Source organism: Leucobacter aridicollis, from assembly GCF_013409595.1.
GTDB lineage: Bacteria > Actinomycetota > Actinomycetes > Actinomycetales > Microbacteriaceae > Leucobacter > Leucobacter aridicollis.
Window position 1 is genome coordinate 2,269,496 of sequence record NZ_JACCBD010000001.1, and the last position, 24,065, is coordinate 2,293,560.

Below are 24,065 nucleotides of genomic sequence, written 5' to 3' on the forward strand. Positions count from 1 at the left end.
CCACAACGAAAGATGACGTTCATGACACGATTCACGCGCAACAGCGTTGTTGCGACGATCGCCGGCGCCACCGCGCTCGGCCTCGCGCTCTCGGGGTGCAGCACCCCGACCTCCGGATCCGCAGACGGTGCGACCCCGGGCGTGACCGACGACACCATCACTATCGGGACGCACACGCCGCTCACGGGCCCGGCGGCCCCCGGCTACTCAGACGTCTCCGCGGCCGCGCTCGCGTACTTCGAGTACCTCAACGATCAAGGCGGCATCCACGGCCGCTCGATCAACTACATCATCAAGGACGACGCCTACAATCCCGCGAACACCCAGATGGTCGTGCGCGAGCTGGTCCAAGACGACCAGGTCTTCGCGATCTTCAACGGCATCGGCACGGCGCCGCACACCGCCGTCCTCGAATACCTCAATGAGAATCAGGTCCCTGACCTCTTCGTCGCAACCGGATCGAAGAGTTGGAATCAGCCAGAGAAGTACCCGTACACGTTCGCGTTCAACCCAGACTATGCCGTCGAAGGCGCCGCCCTCGCGCAATACGCAACCGACGAGTACCCGGGCAAGAAGGTCTGCGTGCTCGGGCAGGACGATGACCTCGGCGGATTCATGCTGGAGGGCGTCACCGCGAATCTCGGCGACGACGGCGTCACGCTCGCGGAGGAATACTCGACGTCGAACCCCGACCTCACCGCGCAGGTCGGCGCCATGCAGGCGGCGGGATGCGAGATCAACATTCTCGGCAGCATTCCGGCATTCACCGCGCTCGCGATGGGCACGGCCGCCCGCATCGGCTGGGATACGAAGTGGTTCGTCACCTCCGTCGGGCTCGACTATGCGACGCTCGTCGAGATCCTGGGCGAGGATGTCGGGCCGGCGCTGCTTGAGAACCTCACCGGCGTGAACAACCTGCCCGGCGCCTACGCCGACGGCGAGTGGGTCGATCTGTTTCGGGAGATCAACGAGGAATACAACAACGGAGCCCCCTTCAACGGCAACACCGTGTTCGGCATGAGTGCCGCGTACCTCTTCGCGGAGGCCCTCGAGCAGACCGGCAAGCACCCGACCCGCGAGGGCATACTCGAAGTCATTCGCTCCGGCAGTCTCACGGGTAACGGCGTCGCGCCGCTCTCGTTCTCCGAGGACAACCACGGTTCGTACTTCACCGTCGGCATCGTTGAGATGCACGACGGCGTCCAAAACTTCAATGATGTTGCCTACACCGTCGACGGCGGGGAGGCGACACGGGTAGTGATGGAACCGGTCCCGTTTGTTCCAGACGGGGTGCCCGGCTCGTAGCACTGCGCGTTCAGCCCTGGGCGGGGCGTTTCGCGCCCCGCCCAGGGAACTCACTACGCAGGAAGAGGGTCACATGTTATTTCGTTCCCATGCTTCTCGTGCCGCGCTCGTTGCGGCAGCGGCGGTCGCCGCGCTCGTGCTCACCTCGTGCAGCACTCCAACGTCTGACGGCGGCGCAAGCGGGACCCAGGTTCCTGGCGTCACCGACGACACCATCACGATCGGCACCCACACCCCGCTCACGGGGCCCGCTGCACCCGGCTACGCCTCGGTGTCAGCTGGGGCGCTCGCGTACTTCGCCTACGTGAATGACAACGGCGGCGTCCACGGCCGCAAGATCAATTACATCGTCAAGGATGACGGCTACAACCCCGCGAACACCCAGATGGTGGTGCGCGAGCTCGTGCAAGACGACGGCGTCTTCGCGATCTTCAACGGGCTCGGCACGCCACCGCACACCTCGGTCGTTGACTACCTCAATGACAGCGACGTGCCGGATCTGTTTGTCGCGTCCGGCTCCACAACGTGGAACCAGCCGGAGCAGTATCCAAACATGTTCCCGTTTAACCCGAGCTACGTCGTGGAGGGCGCAGCCCTCGGTCAGTACGCAAACGATGAGCTTCCCGGCCAAACCGTGTGCTTTCTCGGTCAAGACGACGACCTCGGCGGCGATACTCGCATCGGCGCTGAGATCGCGCTGGGGTCGGACGGGCTCGCACACATTGAGGAATACTCGACGTCGAATGCCGACATGACTGCACAGATGGGCGCACTCAAAAGCGCGGGATGCGACGCCGTCGTGCTCGCGGCGATCCCCGGTTTCGTCTCGCTTGCGTTGACGACGGCGGCCCGGCTCGCGTGGGAGCCGACCTGGCTCGTTCCCTCGATCGGCGCCGACTATTCGGTCCTGGTCGATCTGCTGGGCGACGGCGGCCCTGAGCTCCTTGAAGGGTTCGTTTCCGCAGGGTTCTTGCAGCCGGCGCACGGCGACAACGACTGGTCGGCGTTCTTCAAACAGATCAACAAGGACTACAACTCGGATGCGCCGTTCACGGGGCCGACGTTCAACGGCATGAGTGCCGCATACATGTTCACCGAGGCGCTCTATGCCGCCGGCGAGCAGCCAACCCGAGAGTCGATTGTTGAGGCGATTGGTTCCGGCGTGATCGTGGGCAACGGCGTCCTGCCAGCCAATTTCGCGGCCGACGACCACTCCTCGTACAAGGGTGTCGGAATCAATGTTGTGCAAGACGGCCGCCAGGACTACGACGGCATCGCCTACCAATTGCAGGGCGACACGATCTCGCCGATTGAGCTCGATCCGGTCCCGCTGACGGGCAAGGGAATCCCCGGCTCGTAGGACTCAAGAGAGAACGATGCCCCCGCCGGTCGGCGGGGGCATCGCTGCGTTCTACGCGGTCGCGGGATCGAACATGCGCTGCAGCTCGCGCTTCAGGATCTTGCCGCTGGCGCCCAGCGGCAGATCCTCCACGATGTGCACGACGCGGGGATACTTGTATGCTGCGACGTGCTCCTTCGCGTAGTCGATGATCTCGGCGGGATCGATCTCGACCCCGTCGCGTGGCAGCACTGCCGCGTGAATCTCCTGTCCGCGGACGTCGTCGGCGATCCCGAACACCGCGGAGGCCGCGACCTTCGGATGCCGCGCGAGCACCGCCTCCACCTCGGTCGGGTACACGTTGTAGCCGGAGCGCAGGATCATGTCCTTCTTGCGGTCGACGATCGTGAGCATGCCGTCGCGATAGGTGCCGAGGTCACCGGTCCGGAACCAGCCGTCGACGATCGCCTCCCGTGTCGCCTCCTCGCGGCCCACGTAGCCCTTGAACACGTTGTGCCCGCGAACCACGATCTCGCCGAGCCCGTCCTCCTCATCGATGAAGTCGATGCGATCCTCAACGTCAGGATCGGCGATCGCGACATCGACGCCCCAGAGCGTCTCGCCGACCGTGCCCGGCACCGTCGGCTTGCCGTACGTGTTCACGCTGACGGTCGGCGCGGTCTCGGTGAGACCGTATCCCTCATACGGCGGGACACCGTATGCCGCCTCGAACGCCTCCAGCAGCGCGACGGTCAGCGCCGCGCCGCCGGAGTTCGCGAAGCGGAGCGGCGGCCGCGCGTCCGTGCGCCGCGCCGCTTCGACGAGACCGACGTACATCGTCGGTACGCCAACGAACACCGTCGCTTGATGCTTCACCATGAGCTTGAGCGCTTCGTCACCGTCGAAGCGCGGCATCAGGATGACCGCGCTGCCTGCGCGGAACGCCATGTTCAGCACCGACGTCTGTCCGAATGTGTGGAAGAGCGGAAGACCGCCGAACGTGACGTCCTCGCTGCGCACCTGCACGCCGTCGATGAGCCCGGCGTGCACCTGCTCGACGATCGAGAGGTGAGTTCCGACGGCGCCCTTCGGCGTGCCAGTCGTGCCGCTCGTGAACAGGATCGTCGCGGCATCCAGCGGCCCGGTTGGCTCGATCCGTTTGATGGGTTCGGCCGTCGCGGCCTCGACCTCGAGCCTGGCAAAGTCACCGTGTGCGTCGGGAGGGAGCAGCACCGTCATGAGTGGCACGCCGGCTTCAGCGGCGGCTGGTGCCGCCTCGCCGAGTGAGGTAGCCGACGCGATAAACAGATCGGCGCCCGCGTCCGCAAGCATCCGGCTGATCTCCTCCGCTTTCAGGAGCAGGTGGATCGGCACGACGATCGCCCCAAGCGCCAGCACCGCATAATAGACGCGGGGAAAGTCGGGCACGTTCGGGATCATGATCGCGACTCGGTCGCCGCGCCCAATGCCACGGGCGCGCATCGCTCCGGCGTAGGCCCGGCTTTGATCCCACAGATCGCGGTAGGTGATCGAGTCTCCGTTGAAGAACACTGCGGGTCTGTCGGCGTGCCGAATCGCGGACTCGCTGAGGATGCTCGCGACAGACAGCGTCGTGTGTCCTCGTCCGTCTACCGCGGGGTCGTGCGGGTGTGCCATCGTGGTGTCTCCTTTGACGTTCGGATCGTGCTTCGTGGCGCCGGCTACAGCCTGAGCTGCGCCTTGCCGAGGCTGTTGAGGTGGACTTCGTCGGGGCCGTCGGCGATGCGCAACGTTCGCACACCGGCGTAGAGCGCCGCGAGCGGGGTATCGTCGCTCACTCCGGCGCCGCCGAAGATCTGGATCGCGCGATCGATAATCTCCTGCACCGCGCGCGGCACCGCGATCTTGATCGACTGGATCTCGGTCATCGCCGCACGATTGCCGACGGTGTCCATGAGCCAGGCTGTCTTCAAGACGAGCAGACGCAGCGACTCGAGCTGGATTCGGGATTCCGCGATCCACTCGCGGATGACGCCCTGCTCCGACAGCGACCGCCCGAACGCGCGCCGTGAGTTCGCGCGCTCGATCGCGAGCGAGAGCGCGCGCTCCCCCATGCCGAGGGCACGCATGCAGTGGTGAATACGTCCCGGGCCGAGCCTCGCCTGCGCAATCGCAAAGCCGTCGCCTTCAGCGCCGATGAGGTTCGTTGCGGGCACCCGCACGTCCTCGAACAGCACCTCGGCGTGCCCGCCGTGGTCGCGGTCGTTGTAGCCAAACACAGTCAAGGGGCGTACGACCGTGACACCGGGGGTATCGCGAGGCACGAGGATCATCGATTGCTGCCGGTGCCGTTCAGCGTTCGGGTCGGTCTTGCCCATCACAATAAAGATCTCGGCTTCCGGGTTCATCGCTCCGGTCGACCACCACTTCCGGCCCGAAATGACGTAGTCGTCGCCGTCACGGGTGATGAGTGTGCCAATGTTTGTCGCGTCGCTCGATGCGACGTCGGGCTCGGTCATACAGAACGCCGACCGAATCTCGGAGTTCAGGAGCGGCTTCAGCCACCGGTCCTTCTGCTCCGGAGTGCCGAAGTCGTTGAGCACCTCCATATTGCCCGTGTCAGGGGCGGCACAGTTGAGGGCCTCGGGCGCGAGCCGCGGGCTCCACCCGGTGATCTCCGCGACGGCCGCGTATTGCAGGTTCGTAAGGCCGGCAGCCCCGGTGACCGCCGGGTCGCCTGGCAGGAAGAGGTTCCACAGCCCGAGCTCGCGGGCCTGCGCCTGGAGCTCCCGCACGATCGGCTGGGTGCCCCAGTTATCAGGGTCGGCCGCGAGCTGTTCGTCAAGCGTCGGTTCCGCAGGGATGACGACGTCGTCGACAAACTTGCGCACTTGTGCGGTGAGATCGAGGGTTACCTGGTCGTGGGCGAAATCCATCAGAGCACCTTCAGTCCATTCTCGGCAAGCGGCCTGACGAGGTCGCCTATCCGGTCGAATCCTTCGCCGACAGTGTCGCCGGCCTGGTATCGGTAGTGAATCCCTTCGAGGATCACTGCGAGCTTGTACGCTGCGAACGCGCGGTACCACCTCAGGTCGGGCAGCGTCATCCCGGACTGGGCCGCGTAATAGTCGGCTAGTTCCTCAAACGTCGGATAGCCCGCGGCGGGGTCGACCGCGCTCGAGATAGCACCGCCGCTGGGAAGGTTGCCGATCTCCCAGTACAGGGCGAAGATGCCGAGGTCGACAAGGGGGTCACCGAGGGTCGCCATCTCCCAGTCGAGGATCGCGGACACGCGGGGCGGCTTACCGTCGACAAGCACGTTGTCCAGCCGATAGTCGCCGTGCACGATTCCGGTGCGCGTGGTCTCCGGCACCTCCACCTCGAGCGCGGCCTGCAGCTGGTCGAGCTCGGGCACTTCCCGCGAGCGCGACGCGTTGAGCTGACGCCGCCAGGTCGAAAGCTGGCGCGCGAGATACCCGTCCGGCTTGCCAAACGATGCGAGCCCGACCGCGTTCACGTCGACCGAATGCAGCGCGGCGAGGTGATGCACGAGTTCGAAGCTCATCCCGCGGATCTCCTCGCGGGCGTAGGCCGCGTTCTGGGCGCGGTCAACGACGACTTTGCCCGGTGCCTTCTCCATCAGAAAGAAGGGCGTTCCCGTGATTGGGCCGTCCGTGTCGTCGACGAGGTCGATCGCCACGGGAACGGGGATCGCCGTGCCTGCGAGCGCCGAAATAACACGATGCTCGCGGGCCATGTCGTGGGCGCTCGAGAGCACGTGGCCCAGCGGCGGCCGCCGCAACACCATCGGAACGCGGGCGCCCTCGATCGCGTAGGTCAGATTCGACCGACCCCCGGCAATCACCGCAGCGCGGAGCGGTCCAGCCGCAAGATCTGGATGGGCCCCGCTGAACCATTTGGACAGCGCGGCAACGTCTAGGCCTGGGATCTCAGGCATCGGCACCTGTCTTCCTACGGCTCGGCTTCGAACCGTAGGGCCAGCATACCGGATGGTCGGTATGTTCGCGACACGTGCTTTTTGGAATGGTCGGGTAGCGCCAGGAATGGCACATGCGGCAGCCACACCGCCAGCACCGAGCCCCAGCCCCCAACCACCTCAGCGCCAGCACCTGGGATCGACAGGTCTAATGCCAGATTGCCCCGGCGGGGGCTTTTCTTCAGCAGATCACATTGGAATCGCTGGCGGGCCGGGCGGGGGTGGGGCCCGGCGGGCCCGGGCGGGTGGAGAGCGTGGACCTACCCGTCGACGCGCAGCAGGAGACGGAAGGCCGCGCCCGCCCGCTCGACACTGGGCTCATCACCCGAGATGAGGTCAGCGTACGAGAACGACTCCGAGACCCGAGAGAGCAGGTACGCAAGGCCGGCCGGGTCGATGGCGCCACCGAGTGGCTCATCGCCGAGGTCCCTGCGCACGAGCCACTCGACCGTCGCGAGGAAGCGCCGCTGAATCGGGCTCTCCTTCGTGGTGAGCAGGCGCAGTGCGCGGGCGGGCTCGCGGCGAAGGAAGGTCCGGAAGTACGTCGAGTTAATGAGGCCGTCGACGAACTCGGTGAGCATGGCCGCCACGCGCGGCGCCCCGGAGAGGTGCTCGGCCGCGTGTTCGGCCTGCACGAATGTTGGCACGGCGAGTGACCAGAGCACTTCGCTGAGCAGCGCGTCACGATTGCCGACCCACCTGAAGAGCGAGGTGCGGTCGACGCCGAGCTCGGCTGCGAGCTCGCCCATGCTGATCCGGTTGCCCGCGATGAACGCCTCACGGGCGCCCTCAAAGGCGCGCATCGCGTCGTCGCGAGTGTCGATGCGATCGGAAAGCAGCGACGGCGCGGCGGCGAGTCCGACCTCGGCGATGGACGCTCCAACTGTGCTCTGCATTCGAATACTCTATCCGGCACGTGTATTCATCATGCAACATTTTCAAGAACAGTGTCCACATTCTGAATAATGATGCATACTGGTCACGATCACCGACGATCGGAGAGCCGATGACACTGCCCGACGAAGCGCCCTGGCCCGCAGGCCAGCCGCCGCTCCGGTCGCTGCTGCATTCACGGCCCGTTTTCCGATCTCCACGTCTGCGCCCGCGCCTGCGCCCAGGCGGTGAGCTTCAGCGCCTGAGGCCTGCGCCCCAGCGGCGAGCGCCGACCCGATCTTCCGCGCCCCGACCCGTGCACACGCGCTGAGGCCCGCCCACGACGCCGCACCCGAACTTTCCCCTACCCGATCCCAATCCCGAGGAGAACCAGATGCCAGAGGCATACATCGTTTCAACAGCCCGCTCACCGATCGGACGCGCCCGCAAGGGTTCGCTGGCCTCGCTCCGCGGGGACGACCTCGCCGCCCGCATGGTGCAGGCCGCGCTCGATCAGGTGCCCGGCCTCGATCCAACGCGAGTCGAAGACATCATTCTCGGGACCGGCCAGCCGGCCGGCGAGCAGGGGTTCAATCTCGCGCGCATCGTGTCAGTCATTCTCGGCCTCGACACGGTTCCCGGAACGACGGTGAACCGCTACTGTTCATCCTCGCTGCAGAGCACCCGCATGGCCTTCCACGCAATCAAGGCCGGAGAGGGCGATATCTTCGTGTCCGCCGGTGTCGAAATGGTGAGCCGGTTCACGCAGGGCATGGCTGACGCCACTCCGGGGGTCGTCATCGAGAACCCGATCTTCGCCGACGCGATGGCGCGCACCGAGTCGCGCGCAGTCGCGGGCGCGCCGAAGTGGGAGGACCCGCGCGCGTCTGGGCTGCTCCCCGACCCGTACATCGCGATGGGGCAGACCGCCGAGAACGTCGCGCAGCTGCACGGGATTACCAGGGACGAGCAGGATGCATTCGCGGCTCGCTCGCAGCAGCGCGCCGAGGCCGCGATCACGTCAGGCTTCTGGTCGCGCGACATCACCCCGGTCACGCTTGCCGATGGCACGGTGGTCTCCGCCGACGACGGCCCGCGCCCCGGCGTGACCGTTGAGGCGCTCGCTGGACTCGACCCGGTGTTCCGCCCGGATGGGACCGTCACCGCGGGCAACTGCTGCCCGCTCAACGATGGCGCGGCCGCCCTCGTCGTCGTGTCCGACACTGTCGTGAACGAGCTCGGCCTGGAGCCGCTCGCGCGGATCGTGTCGACCGGCGTGAGTGGCCTCTCCCCCGAGATCATGGGCCTCGGGCCGGTCGAGGCGTCGAAGCGCGCGCTCGCGAAGGCCGGACTCGCCATCGGCGATATCGATCTCGTCGAGATCAACGAGGCGTTCGCGGCGCAGGTCATCCCCTCCGCCAGGGAACTCGGCATCGACGAGGATCGCCTGAACGTCCACGGCGGCGCGATCGCCGTTGGCCACCCGTTCGGCATGACCGGCGCCCGCATCACGTCGACGCTCATCAACGGCCTGCGCGAGACGGGCGGGCGTTACGGCCTCGAGACCATGTGCGTTGGCGGCGGCCAGGGCATGGCGATGGTGCTCGAGCGGCTCTAATCGCGGCCCAGGCAGACACACTCACATCACACTCGAAAGGACTTTCACATGAATCGCATTGCCATCGTCACCGGCGCAGCTCGCGGGATCGGCGCAGCGACCGCGCTTCGGCTCGCCAAGGACGGCCACGCGGTCGCCGTACTCGATCTCGACGAGGCCGCGTGCGCGGACACCGTCACCGCCATCACCGAGGCCGGCGGGCGAGCGATCGCCGTCGGTGCGAACGTCGCAGACGGCGCCGCCGTCGAAGCTGCGGTCGCACGGGTGACCGAGGAGCTCGGCGCGCCGACCATCCTCATCAACAACGCGGGCATTATCCGCGACAACATGCTCTTCAAGATGACCGAGGACGATTGGGACGCGGTGCTTGGCGTGCACCTGCGCGGCGCATTCCTCATGAGCCGCGCGGTGCAGAAGCACCAGGTCGAGGCGGGCTGGGGTCGCATCGTGAACCTCTCGAGCACCTCGGCGCTCGGCAACCGTGGCCAGGCAAACTACTCGGCCGCGAAGGCAGGCATGCAGGGCTTCACGAAGACGCTCGCCATCGAGCTCGGGCGCTACGGTGTCACGGCGAACTCGATCGCTCCCGGCTTCATCGTGTCGGATATGACCCGCGCCACGGCCGAGCGCCTCGGCGTGACGTTCGAGGACTTCGTTGGCCACATGGTCTCTGAGATCCCCGTTGCCCGGGCAGGGAAGCCGGAGGACATCGCGAACGCCGCCGCATTCTTCTGCTCCGAGGAGGCCGGGTTCGTCTCGGGCCAGGTGCTCTACGTGGCGGGAGGGCCGAAGGCATGACAATCTCGGTTGCGCATCCCTCGGCACTTCCCGAGGCCATCGGCCAGTCGGCCGTCAGCGACTGGCTGCTCGTCGATCAGGCTCGCATCCAGGCGTTTGCCGACGCGACGGGCGATCACCAATGGATCCATCTCGATGCCGAGCGCGCCGCGGCCGGCCCGTTTGGCTCGACGATCGCGCACGGCTACCTCACGCTGTCGTTGATTCCGCACCTGAGCGGCGACCTGCTCGCAATCGATAACGTCGCCATGGCGGTGAACTACGGCCTCGACCGCGTCCGCTTCCTGCAGCCGGTGAAGTCGGGAGCTCGCGTACGCGCCCGGGTAGAGATCGCCTCGGCAGAGGAGAGCAAGCAGGGCTGGCGAGTCGGATCGAAGACGACCATCGAGATCGAGGGCGAGGAGACGCCGGCGCTTGTCGCCGAGACGATCGCGCTCTACGTCGCGGGCTGACCTCGCACGAGAACGGGCGGGTGGGCGGGACGTTCCCGCACACCCGCCCGTTTCGAACGTCGTGGCGTTAGGCCGCGCGTGGCACGAACCGCATCGAGTCGACCCGCTCGGCAATCAGCTCGATCCGAGCCCAGCGTTCCTGCAGCCTGCCGAGCAGCTCAGTGAGGCCGTCGCGGTCGAGGCCCTCCTCAAGCAGCAAATGGACCTCAGTCTCCGGGGCGGTGAGGTCGCCCACGGGATCACCCGGAAGGAGCGCCAGCGCGCGCAGCGACGGCTCGCCGGCCGCCCCAGCAAGGAACGCCTGCCGCACATCAGGATCGGCCCAGGCCGGCGGGCGCGGCGTGCCGAGTGCCATCGATTCGAGCTCTGGCCGCCGGACCCCGAACTGCACGTCGACGGAGCCGGGGTCGACGATGATCAGGTCCGTCCCCTCCTGCGCGGCGGCGATCGCGGCCTGCGGCCCGGGCACCGGGATCGGTCGCGAACCGGGATTCCAGCGCTGCATCGCTTCGACGGACGAGAACACGGGCATCACTCGGCGGCCGTCCGGGCTGGCGACTGTCACGATCGACAGCTCCTGCGTCTTCTCGACGATCCTGCCGTCGGGGGTCTCGCCGAGCTCGCCGGCTTCGGCGAGCAGCGGCACCAGCAGGCGGCTCTTCGAGAGCTCGACGAGCACGGCCTGGCGCAGTGCCGCGAGCTCCGCAATGACCGCAGGTGCCGCGCCGCCATCGCGGTAGCGCTCGCCTGCGGCGCGCATCGCTGCGACCGCCGCCGCGAGCCCGGGCGGCGAGGCACCGTCGTCGTCAGCGAAGGCCGTCTCGTGATGGTCAAACGTGCGACCGGCCCAGGGAAAACCTGCGGAGTCCGCGGCACCACCGGCGACAAGGCTTTCGGGAACCCCGGTCGACCGCGGGGTGTCCCCCGTCGACGGCAGTTTCTTTATCGCCATGGCCTGACCCGCCGCTACCTGCCCGCGACGTCGAGCGCGGCCGGCAGCGTGAACGCGCCGTCGTAGAGCGCCTTGCCGATGATCGCTCCCTCAACGCCGTGCGGGACCGCCTCGCGGAGCGTCGCGATGTCGTCGAGGGTCGAAATGCCGCCCGAGGCGACGACCGGGCGGTCCGTGCGGGAGCACACCTTCTTGAGCAGCTCGACGTTGGGGCCGGCCATCATCCCGTCCTTGGTGACGTCGGTCACGACGTAGCGTGGGCACTCAGCATCTTCGAGACGCTCGAGCACGTCCCACAGGTTGCCGCCGTCCTCGGTCCAGCCGCGCGTGGCGAGCGTCTCGCCGCGCACGTCCAGCCCGACGGCGATCTGCTCGCCGTAGTGCGCGATGACCGCACGAGTCCATTCGGGGTTCTCGAGCGCCGCCGTGCCGAGGTTGACGCGCGCCGCGCCCATCTCGAGCGCCGCCTCGAGGCTCTGATCGTCGCGGATGCCGCCAGAGAACTCGATCTTCACGCGGCTGCCGGCGCGGGCGATGATCTTCCGGGCGACACCGACGTTGGTGCCGCGGCCGAAGGCCGCGTCGAGGTCGACAAGGTGGATCCACTCGGCGCCCTGCTCGATCCAGTCCATCGCCGCGTCGACCGGGCTGCCATAGTTCGTCTCGGTGCCTGCCGCACCCTGGGTGAGCCGCACGGCCTTGCCATCGACCATGTCGATCGCGGGCAGCAGTTGCAGTTTCGGGCTCGACGCGAGCTCGGTCATCAGTTCTCCTTGGGGGTGCGGGTGGGGGTCAGCGAGGTGATCCAGTTGCGCAGCAGCTGGATGCCGGCCTCGCCGGACTTCTCTGGGTGAAACTGGGTGGCGCTCAGCGGGCCGTTCTCGACGGCGGCGACAAAGGGTTCGCCGTACTCAGACCAGGTCACCTTGGGTGCCGTCGCCGTGGAGCGGCCCTCGAGCGTCCACGCGGTCGCAGCGTTCGAGTGCACGAAGTAGAACCGCTCGTCGCCGAGGCCGCGCAGCAGCACCGAGTCCTCCGGCGCGGACACCGTGTTCCAGCCCATGTGCGGCAACGTCGGCGCCTCGAGCTGGCGAACCGTGCCCGGCCACTCGCCAAGCCCCTCGGTCTCGACGCCCCGCTCGATCCCACGCTCGAACATCACCTGGAGCCCGACGCAGACGCCGAGGACCGGGCGGCCACCGGCGAGCCGCCGACCAATGAGCTCGTGCCCCTGGATCGCGCGCAGCTGCGCCATCACCGCGTCGAATGCGCCGACGCCGGGCACGAACAGCCCGTCGGCGTCCAACACGGCCTGCGGGTCGGCGGTGAGCTCCACTTCGGCGCCGGCACGAATGAGTGCCTTCACCGCAGAGTGCACGTTGCCCGACCCGTAGTCGAGCACGGCGACGCGCGGTGCGCCGCTTGCGCTCACAGGGCGCCCTTCGTCGAGGGGATGCCTGTCACCAGCGGATCCTTCGCCTTCGCGGTGCGGAACGCGCGCGCGAACGCCTTGAACTCGGCCTCGGCGATGTGGTGCGGGTCGCGGCCCTCGATGAGCCGCAGGTGCACAGACAGCCGCGCGTTCAGCGTGATCGCTTCAAAGAAGTGGCGCACCATCGAGCCCGTGAAGTGGCCGCCGATGAGGTGGAACTCGAAGCCGGCGGGCTCGCCGGAGTGGACGAGGTAGGGCCTGCCCGAGATGTCGACGACCGCCTGGGCGAGTGCCTCGTCGAGCGGCACGAACGCGTCGCCGTAGCGCGAGATACCGCTCTTGTCGCCGAGCGCCTCAAGGATCGCCTGGCCGAGCAGGATCCCGGTGTCTTCGACGGTGTGGTGCACGTCGATATGGACGTCGCCTTCCGCGCGCACCGTCAGGTCGGTGAGCGAGTGGCGCGCGAACGCAGTCAGCATATGGTCGAAGAACGGCACCCCGGTTTCGACATCGGCCTCACCGGTGCCATCGAGGTTCAGGCTCAGGCGAATAGCGGACTCACTGGTGGCGCGTTCAAGCGTCGCGATGCGTGCAGCTGCGGTCATGCTCTCGATCCTACCGCGCGGCGTCGGTCTCCCGCTGCCGCGCCCGCCAGCGCATCACACCCCAAATCGCGAGCGCGATCGCCCCGCCAACGGCAAGCACCAGCAGGTTGGAGATACCCGAGGTCGCCCGCATGACGTCGGCCTCGAGGCCGGCCTGCGTGCTCGCGTCGAGCACTCCCGAGAACTTCTGCGCACCGTCGGTCACGAGCATGAAGACGCCGACGGCGATGGTGAGGAGCCCGCCAATGATGTTGGACCAGGCGTTGCGCCAACGTCCGATCACGAGCTCGCGGGGCCGCATGAGCTTGCGCACGCCAGGGATCCTCGTCCACAGGAGCGCGAGCAGCAGCAGCGGAACGGTCATACCCGCGGCGTAGAGCAGCATCGTGGCGCCGCCCATGAGCGCATTCCCGCCGAAGGCGGCCATCGCGAGGACGGCACCGAAGATCGGCCCGGCGCACCCGCCGGCCAGCCCATACACGGCGCCGAGCGCGTACACGGAGGCCACCGAAGTTCCCTTGGCGCTCTGCTGCCTAGTGAGGGCAGGGATCGGGATGCCAAGCACCATCACGGCTCCCAACACGATCACGAGCACGAGCACCCACGTCATAATCCCGCTCCGGTGCGCGGCAACCCACGCACCGAGCGTGCCGGCGAGCAGGCCGAGCGGTACGAGCGCGGTCGCTAGGCCGAGGAAGAACCCTCCCGTGCGGGAGAACAGCTCACGCGGGCTGTGGAACGCGTAGGCGAAGAACGCCGGCAGCACCATGACCGAGCAGGGGCTGAGAAGCGCGAGGGTCCCCCCGAGGAACGCGCCGAGCAGGCTCAGGTCCATGCGCGGGGGTTACTTCTCGGCGTCTGCGATTGCCGCGTCGAGCTGCGCGCGGAACGTGTCGACGGGCTGCGCGCCCGACATGACCTGGCCACAGCCTGTCGTCGCGAAGAACGGCACACCAGTGACGCCGATGGACTGGGCCTCGGCGGTGTCCTTTCGCACGGCATCCTCGAACTTGCCACCCTCGACGTCAGCGGTGAACGCTGCGATGTCGGCCACGCCAACATCCTTCGCGAACGAGACGAGCGTCTCGAGCGTGAGCTCCCCGTTGGCGTCCTGCGCGCTCTCGGGGGCATGGTAGACCGCGTCGTAGAACTCGAAGTACTTGCCCTGCTCACCCGCCGCGCGAGATGCGGCAGCGATGAGGATCGAGTTCTCGCCGCCGACGAGCGCAGCGTCGTGGATCTCGAGCCTGACCTTGCCGGTCTCGACGTACTCTTCGATGAGCACGGGCAGCGTATCGCGCGAGAACGACCCGCAGTATGGGCAGCGGAAGTCGGTCCACTCGTGCAGTACGACGGGCGCATCGATATCGCCGAGCGCGCGGGGGTCGTCGGGATCGAGACGATCGACGACGGGGCAGGTGTCGGCGGGCTGCTCGCCGTCGCCACCGACGCCCTCGGTCTGGCTCCCCTGGCCGGTCGTCGAGCCGTTCGCGCCCGAGCCGCCCGCAGATCCCTGCAGTCCCTGAGCGCCGAGTGCTGCGACGAGCAGCAGTGCGACGGCCGCGAGGATCACCGTCGCCAGGCGCATGCGGCGATAGCGGCGTTCAAGGGCGGGACGGTCGAGTGACTCAATGGGCTGGGGCATGCCTTTGAGCCTAACTGGCTTTCCCGAGAGTTTTGCCGAACAACCTTTGGTGCCCACAACATCCGCCCGCCTTCGCGGCCGAGGGTCGGCGGCTATACGGTGCCGGCTGGGCCGAACTCGGTGATTGCGGCGATAACGGCGGAGGTTTCCTCGGCGGTGCCGGCCGTGATGCGCACGTGTCCGGCGATGTTGAGGTCGCGCACGAGAATGCCCTGCGCGCGAAGCCGCTCGAACACCTCGACCGGATTGGCAAAGCCGCCGACGAGCAGGAAGTTAGAGCCCGAGTCATGCACGACATACCCGAGGCTCGTGAGCGCGGCTGCGAGCCTGTCGCGCTGAGCGCGAATCTCGTCGACGGTCGCGAGCATCGCGTCGGCGTGCTTCACCGCTGTGGTTGCCGCCGCCTGCGTGAGCCCTGAGAGGTGATACGGGAGCCGCACGAGGCGGAGCGCGTCCACGACGGCGCTATCTGCGGCGAGGTAGCCGAGGCGGACGCCCGCAAAGGCGAACGCCTTGCTCATCGTCCTGCTGACGATGAGGCGGTGGCGTCCGTCGAGCAACGCGATCGCGGTCTCGTTCTCGGTGTCGAACTCCTTGTAGGCCTCGTCAGCGATGAGGATGCCGTCGAACGCCTCATACGCTGCGAGGATCGTCTCGAGCGACATGGGTGTTCCGGTCGGGTTGTTGGGCGCGCAGAGCACGACGATGTCGGGCTTGTGTTCGGCGATCGCCGAGACGACAAGTTCGGGCGTCACCGTGTAGTCCTCGTTGCGCGGCACGCCAATGTACCCGGTGTCGGTGCCGTCGGCGAGCAACGGGTACATCGAGTAGGTCGGCGTGAAGCTCATCAGGGTGCGGCCCGGGCCGCCGAATGCCTGCAGGATCTGCTGAAGCACCTCGTTCGAACCGTTCGCGGCCCACACCCGCTCCGGGGTGAGGCCGTGGCCAAGGTAACCGGCGAGCGCCTCGCGCAGCCCCATGAACTCGCGGTCGGGGTAACGGTTCACGTTGCGCAGTGCGGCAGCGAGCGCTTCGGTCGCCTCGGCGATAAACGCCTCGGGAAGCGGATGCGTGTTCTCGTTCACATTGAGGCTCACGGGCACCGCGGCCTGCGGTGCCCCGTACGGCGTCTTGCCTACGAGATTGTCACGGAGAGGGAGATCGCTCAATTCAGCCACCCCACTAGTCTACCCAGCGGCTCAGCGGCGGCCGGCCATTCCGCGGTCGCGCCCGACAGCGCACCGCTCGCGCCGGGCGCGCTGAACCGTTAGAGGTCGGAGGCGGGGAAGGTGGCCTCGCTGCCCGCAAAGCGCAGCGGGACGGCGATGGCGTCGCCGGCCTGCAGGTCCGAGGCCTGGATCTGATTCAGGCGCTGGATCTCAGCCACAACGTCGCGGGGATCGGCGGTCGGCTCGAGGGCGGACGCGATGCTCCACAGCGAGTCACCCGACTGGGCCACAACGTACGGGAACTCCTGCGAGCTGGCAGCCCCGTTCGCGATGGCCCCCGGCGCCGCGAACGATGCCGCGACACCGAGCGCCCCCGCAATCAGCACGGTCGCGAGACCACCAAACACAGCGCGCCCGCGCCGGGTCAGTCGCAGCCGCGTCTTGGGTGCGGCCGCGGGTCGCGCCGACTGGGCAGCTCGGGTCGCGGTGGCGGTTGAAGAAAAGACAGCGTGCACGCCGGCCCGATCTGCGTCGATGCGGGGGCCCACTGCGGTGACAGTTGCTGTTGCAGTCATGAGGGGTTCCTCTCTTGAGAGTGTTCGAACAAATACTGTTCGGTCGAACATCTATTTCGAATATATCTTCGAATGCCCGAATTCGCAAGGCGTGGATTCGAACAAATCTCATACGAATCCGCGCGACACTCGAACGAATGTTTGCCTCGCCTCGAATATCCGAGCTAGGGTTCGAACAGTGCACTCACTCAATCAGTGACCACCGACATTCACCGTTTCTCAGTGAATAGCTGCCCAACTCCAGCGGCCAACCAGCCGCGATCCCACACTCGAGAGGACGAGCCATGAGCGATCTGGCCTCACCCCCACAGAAGCCGTTGACCGAAAAGCAGCAGGCGATCCTCGAGTTCATCGCGCGCTCCGTTGAGTCCCGGGGCTACCCGCCGAGCATGCGCGAGATCGGCGACGCCGTTGGCCTGTCGTCACTGTCGAGCGTCACCCACCAGCTCAGCCGGCTCGAACTCGGCGGTTACATCCGGCGCGACCCCAATCGCCCACGCGCGCTCGAGATCCTCGTCGAACTCGCGGTGACGAGCAGCGCCATCGCTGACGCGCCGGCCACCGAGACGCAGGAGACCGCGTACGTTCCCCTGGTCGGCCAGATCGCCGCCGGCGTTCCGATCACCGCTGACCAGCAGGTCGAGGAGGTCGTGCCGCTCCCCCGCCAACTCGTCGGCGACGGTCAGCTTTTCATGCTCAAGGTCGTCGGCGATTCGATGATTGACGCCGCGATCTGCGACGGCGACTTCGTCGTCGTGCGCCAGCAGCGGGAGGCAGATAACGGCGACATCGTGGCTGCGATGCTCGACGGCGAGGCGACAGTGAAGGTATTCCGGCGCCGCGACGGCCACACGTGGCTACTGCCCCGCAACAGTGCCTTCGAGCCCATCCTCGGCGATCACGCCGAGGTGCTCGGCAAGGTCGTCGCGGTCTTCCGCTCGGTCTAGCCCGACCACCGACCCGCACCTCTTCTTGGGGCGCCGGCTGCGTCAACAGACGCGGCCGGCGCCCATTTTGTTGCGCCACACGGGCACTCCGACCCTCGCACCTTGATTTATTGGACGCAGTCCAAGTAATGTGGTGGCATGCGCGCTCCAGCCGATCTCGCCGACCCACCGCCCATCCCGTCAGGCTCACCGTTGCCAGAATTCTCGGACCTCTTTCCCGATCTCGTGCCGTACCGCACCGGGCTCGCACTCCAGCAGGCCGCGGCCGACCGTGTCACGACCGGCGCCGACTCCGGCACGGTCATCTTCCTCGAACACGAGGCGGTATTCACCGCCGGGCGGCGCGCAGAGCGCAGCGAGTATCCAACAGGCGATACCCCGGTTGTGCCCGTCAACCGCGGCGGCAGGGTGACCTGGCACGGCCCCGGCCAGCTCGTCGCCTATCCAATCATTCGGCTCGCGAACGGTCTCGGCGGGGCCGACCTCGTGCACGCCATGGAGGGCGCGCTCATCGCGACCGCCGCCGAATTCGGCGTTGTCGGCCACCTGATCGACGGCCGCACCGGCGTCTGGGTGTCCCAGGGGCCGGCGACCGGGCAGGCGCCGCCCGCAAAACTCGCGCAGATCGGGATCCACGTTGGCCGGCGCATCGTCACCCACGGAGTGGCGCTGAACTGCAGCAACGACCTCGCCGTCTTCGAGACGTTCACGCCCTGCGGTATCTCCGACGCAGGGGTGACCTCACTCACCCGAGAGACAGGCAGAACTGTCACCCCCGCGGACGCCTACCCGGCACTTCGCCGCCACCTCTTCCCCGTCATCGAAAGGTTCGTCGCGTGAGCATCAAAGTTCTCCCCTCGACCGGCGACCGGCCCGAGCCGGAGGAGCGCCGACTCCTCCGCGTCGAGGCAAAGAACGCCGAGACCCCGATCGAGCGCAAGCCCGAGTGGATCAAGACGCGCGCCCGCACCGGGCCCGAATATCGCGCGGTGCAGCAGCTTGTGAAACAGGAAGGCCTGCACACGGTGTGCGCCGAAGCCGGCTGTCCGAACATTTACGAGTGCTGGGAGGATCGCGAGGCGACGTTCCTCATCGGCGGGTCCATCTGCACCAGGAGATGCGACTTCTGCCAGATCACCTCGGGGAAGCCGCTGCCGCTCGACCGCGACGAGCCCCGCCGGGTCGCCGAGTCGGTCCGCACCATGGGGCTGCGCTACGCGACGATCACCGGCGTGACGCGCGACGACCTCCCAGACACCGGGGCCTGGCTCTACGCCGAAACCATTCGCCAGATTCACGAACTCAACCCTGGCGCCGGGGTCGAGGTCCTCGCCGACGACCTGGGCGGCCGCCCAGAGGATCTCGCGCAGGTTTTCGAGGCCGCACCTGAGGTCTTCGCTCACAACCTCGAGACGGTGCCGCGCATTTTCCGCAGGATCAGACCGGGCTTCCGCTACGAACGCTCACTCGGGGTACTCTCCCAGGCGCGTGCGGCGGGCATGATTACGAAGTCAAACCTCATCCTCGGCATGGGCGAGACGCGGGACGAGATCAGCGCGGCGATGGCGGAACTCCGCGACGCCGGGTGCGACATTCTCACCCTGACCCAGTACCTGCGCCCCTCGAAACTGCACCACCCCATCGATCGCTGGGTGCGTCCCGAGGAGTTTGTCGAACTCACGGTCGAGGCAGAGGCGCTCGGATTCGATGGCGTTCTCGCCGGCCCGCTCGTGCGCTCGTCATACCGCGCGGGGCGGCTCTGGGCGCAGACCATGGCTCGCAAGGGCAACGACCTCCCCGCAGCGCTCGCACACCTCGCGGACCCCGCAGCCGCCGCCGGTCACCCCGCGGGCGGGGCGCTCGGCTTTCCGCAGGCGGTGGCGGCGCTGTAGGACACCGCAGCCGGCGCCGCCGCCAGCGCCGCAACCGCCACTACGGCGTCGGCAGCAGGTCGAGTTCGCTGAGCACGGCGAGGACCTGCTCATGCCGGTTGAACGTGTACAGGTGAATGGAAGGCGCGCCGCCCGCGAGGAGCTCGCGTGCGAGGTTGATCGTGTGCTCGACCCCGAGCTCCGGGGCGTATCCCCCGGCCTCCTCCATGGCGCGTTCGAGGCCAGCGGGCGCTGGCCTCCCCGCGAGCGATGCAACCTTGCGCAACTGCCCGCTCGTCGACACCGGCATCAGCCCGGGAAGCAGCGGCATCTGCAGTCCGGCGTCGCGCGCCGCGTCCGCGAAGCCGAGGTATTCGTCGGCGCCGAAGAAGAGCTGAGTGATCGCGAACTGGGCGCCCGCCGCCTCCTTCGCGAGCAGCCAGTCGATGTCTGCCGACTGGCCGCGCGACAACGGATGACCGTTCGGGTACGCCGCGACCGCGGTGCGGCCGACGCTCGTGAACGCCGGACGCTCAGCCCGCGCCTCAGCGATGAGCTCGGTGAGTTCGAGCGCGCTGAGCGAACCGGCAACCTCCGGGCTCGACTCATCAAGCCCGCGCGGCGGGTCGCCCCGCAGCGCGAGGAAGTCATGAATCCCGGCGTCCATGATGCGGTGGATCGTGTCGCGGATCGTCTCACGCGACTCGCGCACCGTCGTCAAGTGCGCGAGCGGGAGCGCGTCCGTGTGCTCCCGCAGGTAGGCGAGCAGGTCGAGCGACGCGTCACGATGTGAGCCGTTGGCGCCGTACGTGACGGAGATGAAGTCGGGCCCGACGGCAGACAGGTGCTGCACCGAGTTGCCAAGCGCGAGCGCAGCGGCGCCTGACCGCGCGGGGAACACCTCAAACGAGAAACGCGCGCGGGTCGGCGCGCTCCCCGTGAGCAGGGTCGCGTTCACCGTGCACCCCCAATGACCTGGGCCGGGCCAGCAAGCTCCGCCGCCGCGAGCTCGGTGCCGCGGACGCGCGCTGCGATCTTCGCGAACGCCACGTCCCTGGCGTAGTCAGGCGAGCCGTGGCGGGGCTTCTCGTCGATAAGATACGGCGAGAACCCGCAGTCGTCGGTCGAGCCCAGGAGCTCGGGAGGCACGAACCGCGCCGCCCTCACGAGCTGGTCACGCACCTGCTCGGCGGTCTCGAGCTTCGGGTTCGTCGGATTGGTGACGCCGAGGAGCACCCTGGGCGCTGCGCGCCCGGCAGCCTGCAGCGCGCCGATCTCCCTGCCGACAAGCCGCGCGACGCGATCCGGATCCTTTTCGCCCGCCGCCTGCACCAGGAAGTACCCTGCCTCGATCTGAAACAGTTCGGGCAGCAGCTCCGCGTAGTCAACGTCCGCGCTGTGGGCGGAGTCGTTGTCGTTCCCGGGGCACGTGTGCACCCCGACCGCGCTCCGCTCGGCGTCGCCGAGCTCGTCAAGCACCCGGTTGAGTAGCTCGATGAACCCGGCGATCGCCTGCGGCCCAGCCCATGGGGCGCGAACGTCGCGGCGCAGCGCCAGCCGTCCCTCGGTGAAGTCAATCGAGACCCGGCTCGCTCCCGCCGCGAAGCAGCGCCGGATGTCCTCGGCGCACCCCGCGACGACGTCGTCGAGAAACGCCTCGCGCGAATAGTCCCCAAGCCCCGCGTCGGGGATCGTCAGCGACAGCATCGACGGCGAGATCACCGCCTGCTTCAACGGAAGATCGGTGTGGGCGCGTGCCGCCGCGACGTCATCGGCCGCCCAGCTCTGGAACCGGAACGGCGCGGAGGCGAGCCGGGGCACCACGCGGTGGTGGCCGTCCGCGAACACCGCGAACACCGGTCCCGCCTCGACATCGGCTCCGGCGAGCGGGTAGCTCGCGAAGCTTTCCCGGCGCTGCTCGCCGTCGCTGACGATCGGCGACCCGGTTTCGGCGAGGCGCGCGAGTGTCTCCCGAACGGCGAGATCCTGCGCGGCCGCGAGCTCCTCCCCCGACGCCGCACCGATCTCGGCGTCGAGCACCGCCCGCTGGAGGCTCGATGGCCGCGGGAGGGAGCCGACCTGCTCGGTCGGCAGCCCGTCCGCGGGCCACGGCCGCACCCCGGCCGCGCCGAAGGCGTTGGCCGCCGCTGCGGCCGCCACTACGCCTCCGCGCGGACGGCCTTCGCGGCCAGCACGAGGTTCGTGAGGCTCGCGACGGTCTCGTCGTAGCCGCGCGTCTTCAGGCCGCAGTCGGGGTTCACCCAGAGCTGCTCCCCCGGAATGCGGGCAGCGGCGATCCTGATGAGTTCCGTCTGCTCGTCGACGCCCGGCACGCGGGGTGAGTGGATGTCGTAGACGCCCGGGCCGATGCCGCGCGAGTAGCCGTGGTCGCCGAGCGGCTGCACGACGTCCATGCGGCTGCGCGCCGCCTCGATCGAGGTGACGTCTGCGTCGAGGCCGTCGACGGCGTCAATGATCTCGCCGAACTCCGAGTAACAGAGGTGCGTGTGGATCTGCACCCCGGCCCGGGCGCCACCCGTCGCGAGCCGGAATGCGCCAACCGACCAGTCCAGGTAGGCCGCCTGCCTGTCGCGGTCGAGCGGCAGCAGCTCGCGCAGGGCGGGCTCGTCGACCTGCACGATCGTGATGCCGGCGTCCACCAGATCCTCGATCTCATCGCGCAGCGCGAGCGCAACCTGCGCGGCCGTGTCGCTGAGCGGCTGGTCGTCGCGCACGAACGACCACGCGAGGATCGTGACGGGGCCGGTGAGCATGCCCTTCACGGGCCGGTCAGTGAGCGACTGCGCGTATTCTGACCAGCGCACCGTCATCGGCGCGGGGCGCGAAACGTCGCCCCACAGAATCGACGGCCGCGTCGCACGGCTCCCGTAGGACTGCACCCAGCCGTGCTCCGTGACGGCGAACCCGTCGAGCAGCTCGGCAAAGTACTGGACCATGTCATTGCGCTCCGCCTCACCGTGCACGAGCACGTCGAGCCCGATCTCCTCCTGCAGCCGGATCACGCTCGCGATCTCTTCGCGCAGGAACCCCTCATATGCCGCCTCGTCGATCTCGCCGCGCACGAACGCGGCGCGTGCCTTGCGAATCTCGGGAGTCTGGGGGAACGAGCCGATCGTTGTCGTCGCGAGGTGCGGGATCCCGAGATCCTGCTGCGCGGCGCGCCGATCCTCCTCGGTCACACGGGTGCGGTCGTCGTCCCCCGACGCGGCGACGCGCGCGCGAATCGGATCGCTGTGCACGCCAGGCGCGGCGTCGCGGTCGGCGAGCACGCGGTCGACCTCGGCGAGTTCGGGCTCGATCGCTGCGGCCCCCTCGGCGAGCCCGCGGGCGAGAATCGCGACCTGCTCGACCTTCTGATCGGCGAACGCGAGCCACGACCGGAGGCGGCCCTCAAGCTTGGTCTCGTCGCGCACGTCGTGCGGCACGTGCTGCAGGTTGTTCGAGGTTCCGACGACGGTGGCGATGCCCGCGTCCGTCAGCTGGGTGAGCTGCGCGAACGCACCGCGCAGGTCGGTGCGCCAAATGTTCCGGCCGTCGACGACGCCGGCAACGAGCTGCGTCCCCGCGAACGCCTGAGCGAGCGAGCCGTCGGCGAGCGCGGCGTCCGGGAGCGAGCCGCGCACGAGGTCCGCGTGCACGGCCTCGACAGGGAGCGCCCCGAGGCGCGTGAGGGCCGCCGCCGAGTTCCCGTAGGGCGCGGCGATCAGGATCCGGGGCCGCGTACCCGCCCCGCCCAACACCGCGTAGGCGCGCTCGACCAGGCCCAGTGTCTCCTCGCGCGTCACGCGCAGCGAGTCCGAGACAAGGGCCGGCTCGTCGAGCTGCACCCAGGAGACGCCGGCTGCGGCGAGCGCCTCCAGCAGCGCCGCGTACACGCCGACGAGATCGTCGAGCCTGTCGATCGGGTCGAAGCCGTCGGCCGCCGCGTCGGACGCCTTCGCGAGCAGCAGGTAGGTGACGGGACCGACGAGCACGGGCCGCGTTTCGATGCCCTGCTCCTGCGCCTCACGGAACTGCTCGACGAGCGCGGTCGCGTTCGCGGCGAAGCCGGTCTCCCCATCGATCTCGGGCACGCTGTAGTGGTAGTTCGTGTCGAACCACTTCGTCATCTCAAGCGGCTGATGCTCGGCGTCGCCGCGTGCGAGCCTGAAGTAGGTGTCGAGGTCCGAACCCGTCGGGGCGCCGAAGCGGGACGGGATCGCGCCAACCGCGAGCGTCGCATCGAGCACCTGGTCGTAGAAGCTGAAGCTCTCGGGGACCGCCGCGCCCGCCGCGGGGAGACCGAGTTCGACGAGCCTGGCCCGCGTCGCCGCCCGCAGCTGCGCCGCGGTCTGCTGCAGCTCAGGCTCCGAGATGCGCCCAGCCCAGAACGACTCAACGGCACGCTTGAGCTCGCGCCGCCTGCCGATCCGCGGGTAGCCGAGAATCGTGGCCTGTGGCAGTGGTGCAGCGGTCATGTTGGTCCTCCGTCGGGTACAGTGCGGTGC

At 68.1% G+C, this 24,065-nt stretch carries 23 protein-coding genes; 8 read left to right on the plus strand and 15 right to left on the minus strand.

The features are described from left to right. The first annotated feature begins 21 nt into the window (after positions 1-21). On the plus strand, positions 22-1,305 hold the full coding sequence (locus BJ960_RS10540) for an ABC transporter substrate-binding protein (protein WP_185987253.1): 1,284 nt from the start codon (positions 22-24) through the stop codon (positions 1,303-1,305). 73 nt (positions 1,306-1,378) lie between these two features. Then, positions 1,379-2,665 (plus strand): ABC transporter substrate-binding protein, encoded by a 1,287-nt coding sequence (locus tag BJ960_RS10545; protein WP_185987254.1) that lies wholly within the window; start codon positions 1,379-1,381, stop codon positions 2,663-2,665. A gap of 51 nt (positions 2,666-2,716) precedes the next feature. Here BJ960_RS10545 and BJ960_RS10550 read toward each other — a convergent pair whose 3' ends face one another. The 4 genes from BJ960_RS10550 to BJ960_RS10565 all read right to left on the minus strand — a co-directional run bounded on the left by BJ960_RS10550 (position 2,717) and on the right by BJ960_RS10565 (position 7,516). Continuing rightward, positions 2,717-4,300: an AMP-binding protein gene (locus BJ960_RS10550; RefSeq protein WP_185987255.1), complete on the minus strand. Its 1,584-nt coding sequence runs from the start codon at positions 4,298-4,300 to the stop codon at positions 2,717-2,719. Between the two features lie 44 nt (positions 4,301-4,344). Beyond that, positions 4,345-5,559, minus strand: a complete 1,215-nt coding sequence (locus BJ960_RS10555; RefSeq protein ID WP_185987256.1) for an acyl-CoA dehydrogenase family protein — start codon at positions 5,557-5,559, stop codon at positions 4,345-4,347. Further along, positions 5,559-6,581, minus strand: coding sequence for a phosphotransferase family protein (locus BJ960_RS10560; protein WP_185987257.1), 1,023 nt, complete (start codon positions 6,579-6,581; stop codon positions 5,559-5,561). Before BJ960_RS10560 ends, BJ960_RS10555 begins: the two co-directional genes overlap by 1 nt. Before the next feature lie 299 nt (positions 6,582-6,880). Further along, a complete protein-coding gene (locus BJ960_RS10565) occupies positions 6,881-7,516 on the minus strand; it encodes a QsdR family transcriptional regulator (protein ID WP_121072890.1) in 636 nt (211 codons plus the stop codon). A gap of 371 nt (positions 7,517-7,887) precedes the next feature. Between BJ960_RS10565 and BJ960_RS10570 the strand changes: the two genes are divergently transcribed. Genes BJ960_RS10570 through BJ960_RS10580 form a run of 3 tightly spaced genes read left to right on the plus strand, consistent with a single transcriptional unit; the run spans position 7,888 to position 10,361 of the window. Beyond that, the gene (locus BJ960_RS10570) at positions 7,888-9,111 is read left to right on the plus strand and encodes an acetyl-CoA C-acetyltransferase (RefSeq protein WP_185987258.1); all 1,224 of its coding nucleotides are present in this window, start codon (positions 7,888-7,890) and stop codon (positions 9,109-9,111) included. A gap of 48 nt (positions 9,112-9,159) precedes the next feature. Beyond that, positions 9,160-9,909 (plus strand): SDR family oxidoreductase, encoded by a 750-nt coding sequence (locus BJ960_RS10575; protein ID WP_185987259.1) that lies wholly within the window; start codon positions 9,160-9,162, stop codon positions 9,907-9,909. Continuing rightward, on the plus strand, positions 9,906-10,361 hold the full coding sequence (locus tag BJ960_RS10580; protein WP_185987260.1) for a MaoC family dehydratase: 456 nt from the start codon (positions 9,906-9,908) through the stop codon (positions 10,359-10,361). The genes BJ960_RS10575 and BJ960_RS10580 overlap by 4 nt, the downstream gene beginning before the upstream one ends. Before the next feature lie 67 nt (positions 10,362-10,428). Here the strand turns inward: BJ960_RS10580 and BJ960_RS10585 are convergent, their stop codons facing one another. From BJ960_RS10585 to BJ960_RS10620, 8 genes are all read right to left on the minus strand, one after another. Then, positions 10,429-11,313: an SseB family protein gene (locus BJ960_RS10585; RefSeq protein ID WP_185987261.1), complete on the minus strand. Its 885-nt coding sequence runs from the start codon at positions 11,311-11,313 to the stop codon at positions 10,429-10,431. A gap of 14 nt (positions 11,314-11,327) precedes the next feature. Next, positions 11,328-12,077: a bifunctional 1-(5-phosphoribosyl)-5-((5-phosphoribosylamino)methylideneamino)imidazole-4-carboxamide isomerase/phosphoribosylanthranilate isomerase PriA gene (gene priA / locus BJ960_RS10590; protein WP_185987262.1), complete on the minus strand. Its 750-nt coding sequence runs from the start codon at positions 12,075-12,077 to the stop codon at positions 11,328-11,330. Next, on the minus strand, positions 12,077-12,745 hold the full coding sequence (gene hisH / locus BJ960_RS10595; RefSeq protein ID WP_185987263.1) for an imidazole glycerol phosphate synthase subunit HisH: 669 nt from the start codon (positions 12,743-12,745) through the stop codon (positions 12,077-12,079). Before hisH ends, priA begins: the two co-directional genes overlap by 1 nt. Further along, entirely contained in the window at positions 12,742-13,350 is a 609-nt protein-coding gene (hisB, locus tag BJ960_RS10600; RefSeq protein ID WP_121072903.1) for an imidazoleglycerol-phosphate dehydratase HisB, read from the minus strand. The genes hisH and hisB overlap by 4 nt, the downstream gene beginning before the upstream one ends. 10 nt (positions 13,351-13,360) lie before the next feature. Beyond that, on the minus strand, positions 13,361-14,185 hold the full coding sequence (locus BJ960_RS10605) for a cytochrome c biogenesis CcdA family protein (protein WP_185987264.1): 825 nt from the start codon (positions 14,183-14,185) through the stop codon (positions 13,361-13,363). 9 nt (positions 14,186-14,194) lie between these two features. Beyond that, a complete protein-coding gene (locus BJ960_RS10610; protein WP_185987265.1) occupies positions 14,195-14,995 on the minus strand; it encodes a DsbA family protein in 801 nt (266 codons plus the stop codon). A gap of 92 nt (positions 14,996-15,087) precedes the next feature. Continuing rightward, positions 15,088-16,173 carry a histidinol-phosphate transaminase gene (locus tag BJ960_RS10615; protein ID WP_185987266.1) on the minus strand — a complete coding sequence of 362 codons (1,086 nt, stop codon included), beginning with the start codon at positions 16,171-16,173 and terminating at the stop codon, positions 15,088-15,090. Positions 16,174-16,262: 89 nt separating this feature from the next. Continuing rightward, the gene (locus BJ960_RS10620; protein ID WP_185987267.1) at positions 16,263-16,739 is read right to left on the minus strand and encodes a LysM peptidoglycan-binding domain-containing protein; all 477 of its coding nucleotides are present in this window, start codon (positions 16,737-16,739) and stop codon (positions 16,263-16,265) included. A 284-nt stretch (positions 16,740-17,023) separates the two neighbouring features. On the opposite strand from BJ960_RS10620, the gene lexA reads away from it, so the two are divergent. From lexA to lipA, 3 genes are all read left to right on the plus strand, one after another. Next, positions 17,024-17,686: a transcriptional repressor LexA gene (lexA, locus tag BJ960_RS10625; RefSeq protein WP_119284272.1), complete on the plus strand. Its 663-nt coding sequence runs from the start codon at positions 17,024-17,026 to the stop codon at positions 17,684-17,686. A gap of 138 nt (positions 17,687-17,824) precedes the next feature. Then, on the plus strand, positions 17,825-18,526 hold the full coding sequence (gene lipB / locus BJ960_RS10630) for a lipoyl(octanoyl) transferase LipB (protein WP_185987268.1): 702 nt from the start codon (positions 17,825-17,827) through the stop codon (positions 18,524-18,526). Continuing rightward, positions 18,523-19,578 (plus strand): lipoyl synthase, encoded by a 1,056-nt coding sequence (lipA, locus tag BJ960_RS10635; RefSeq protein ID WP_185987269.1) that lies wholly within the window; start codon positions 18,523-18,525, stop codon positions 19,576-19,578. The genes lipB and lipA overlap by 4 nt, the downstream gene beginning before the upstream one ends. A gap of 40 nt (positions 19,579-19,618) precedes the next feature. On the opposite strand, the gene BJ960_RS10640 is transcribed toward lipA, so the two are convergent. Genes BJ960_RS10640 through metE form a run of 3 tightly spaced genes read right to left on the minus strand, consistent with a single transcriptional unit; the run spans position 19,619 to position 24,035 of the window. Beyond that, positions 19,619-20,515 carry a methylenetetrahydrofolate reductase gene (locus tag BJ960_RS10640; RefSeq protein ID WP_121072915.1) on the minus strand — a complete coding sequence of 299 codons (897 nt, stop codon included), beginning with the start codon at positions 20,513-20,515 and terminating at the stop codon, positions 19,619-19,621. Continuing rightward, positions 20,512-21,717 carry a uroporphyrinogen decarboxylase/cobalamine-independent methonine synthase family protein gene (locus tag BJ960_RS10645; protein ID WP_307814602.1) on the minus strand — a complete coding sequence of 402 codons (1,206 nt, stop codon included), beginning with the start codon at positions 21,715-21,717 and terminating at the stop codon, positions 20,512-20,514. The genes BJ960_RS10640 and BJ960_RS10645 overlap by 4 nt, the downstream gene beginning before the upstream one ends. Continuing rightward, positions 21,717-24,035 (minus strand): 5-methyltetrahydropteroyltriglutamate--homocysteine S-methyltransferase, encoded by a 2,319-nt coding sequence (gene metE, locus BJ960_RS10650; RefSeq protein WP_185987270.1) that lies wholly within the window; start codon positions 24,033-24,035, stop codon positions 21,717-21,719. Before metE ends, BJ960_RS10645 begins: the two co-directional genes overlap by 1 nt. Positions 24,036-24,065: the final 30 nt, after the last annotated feature.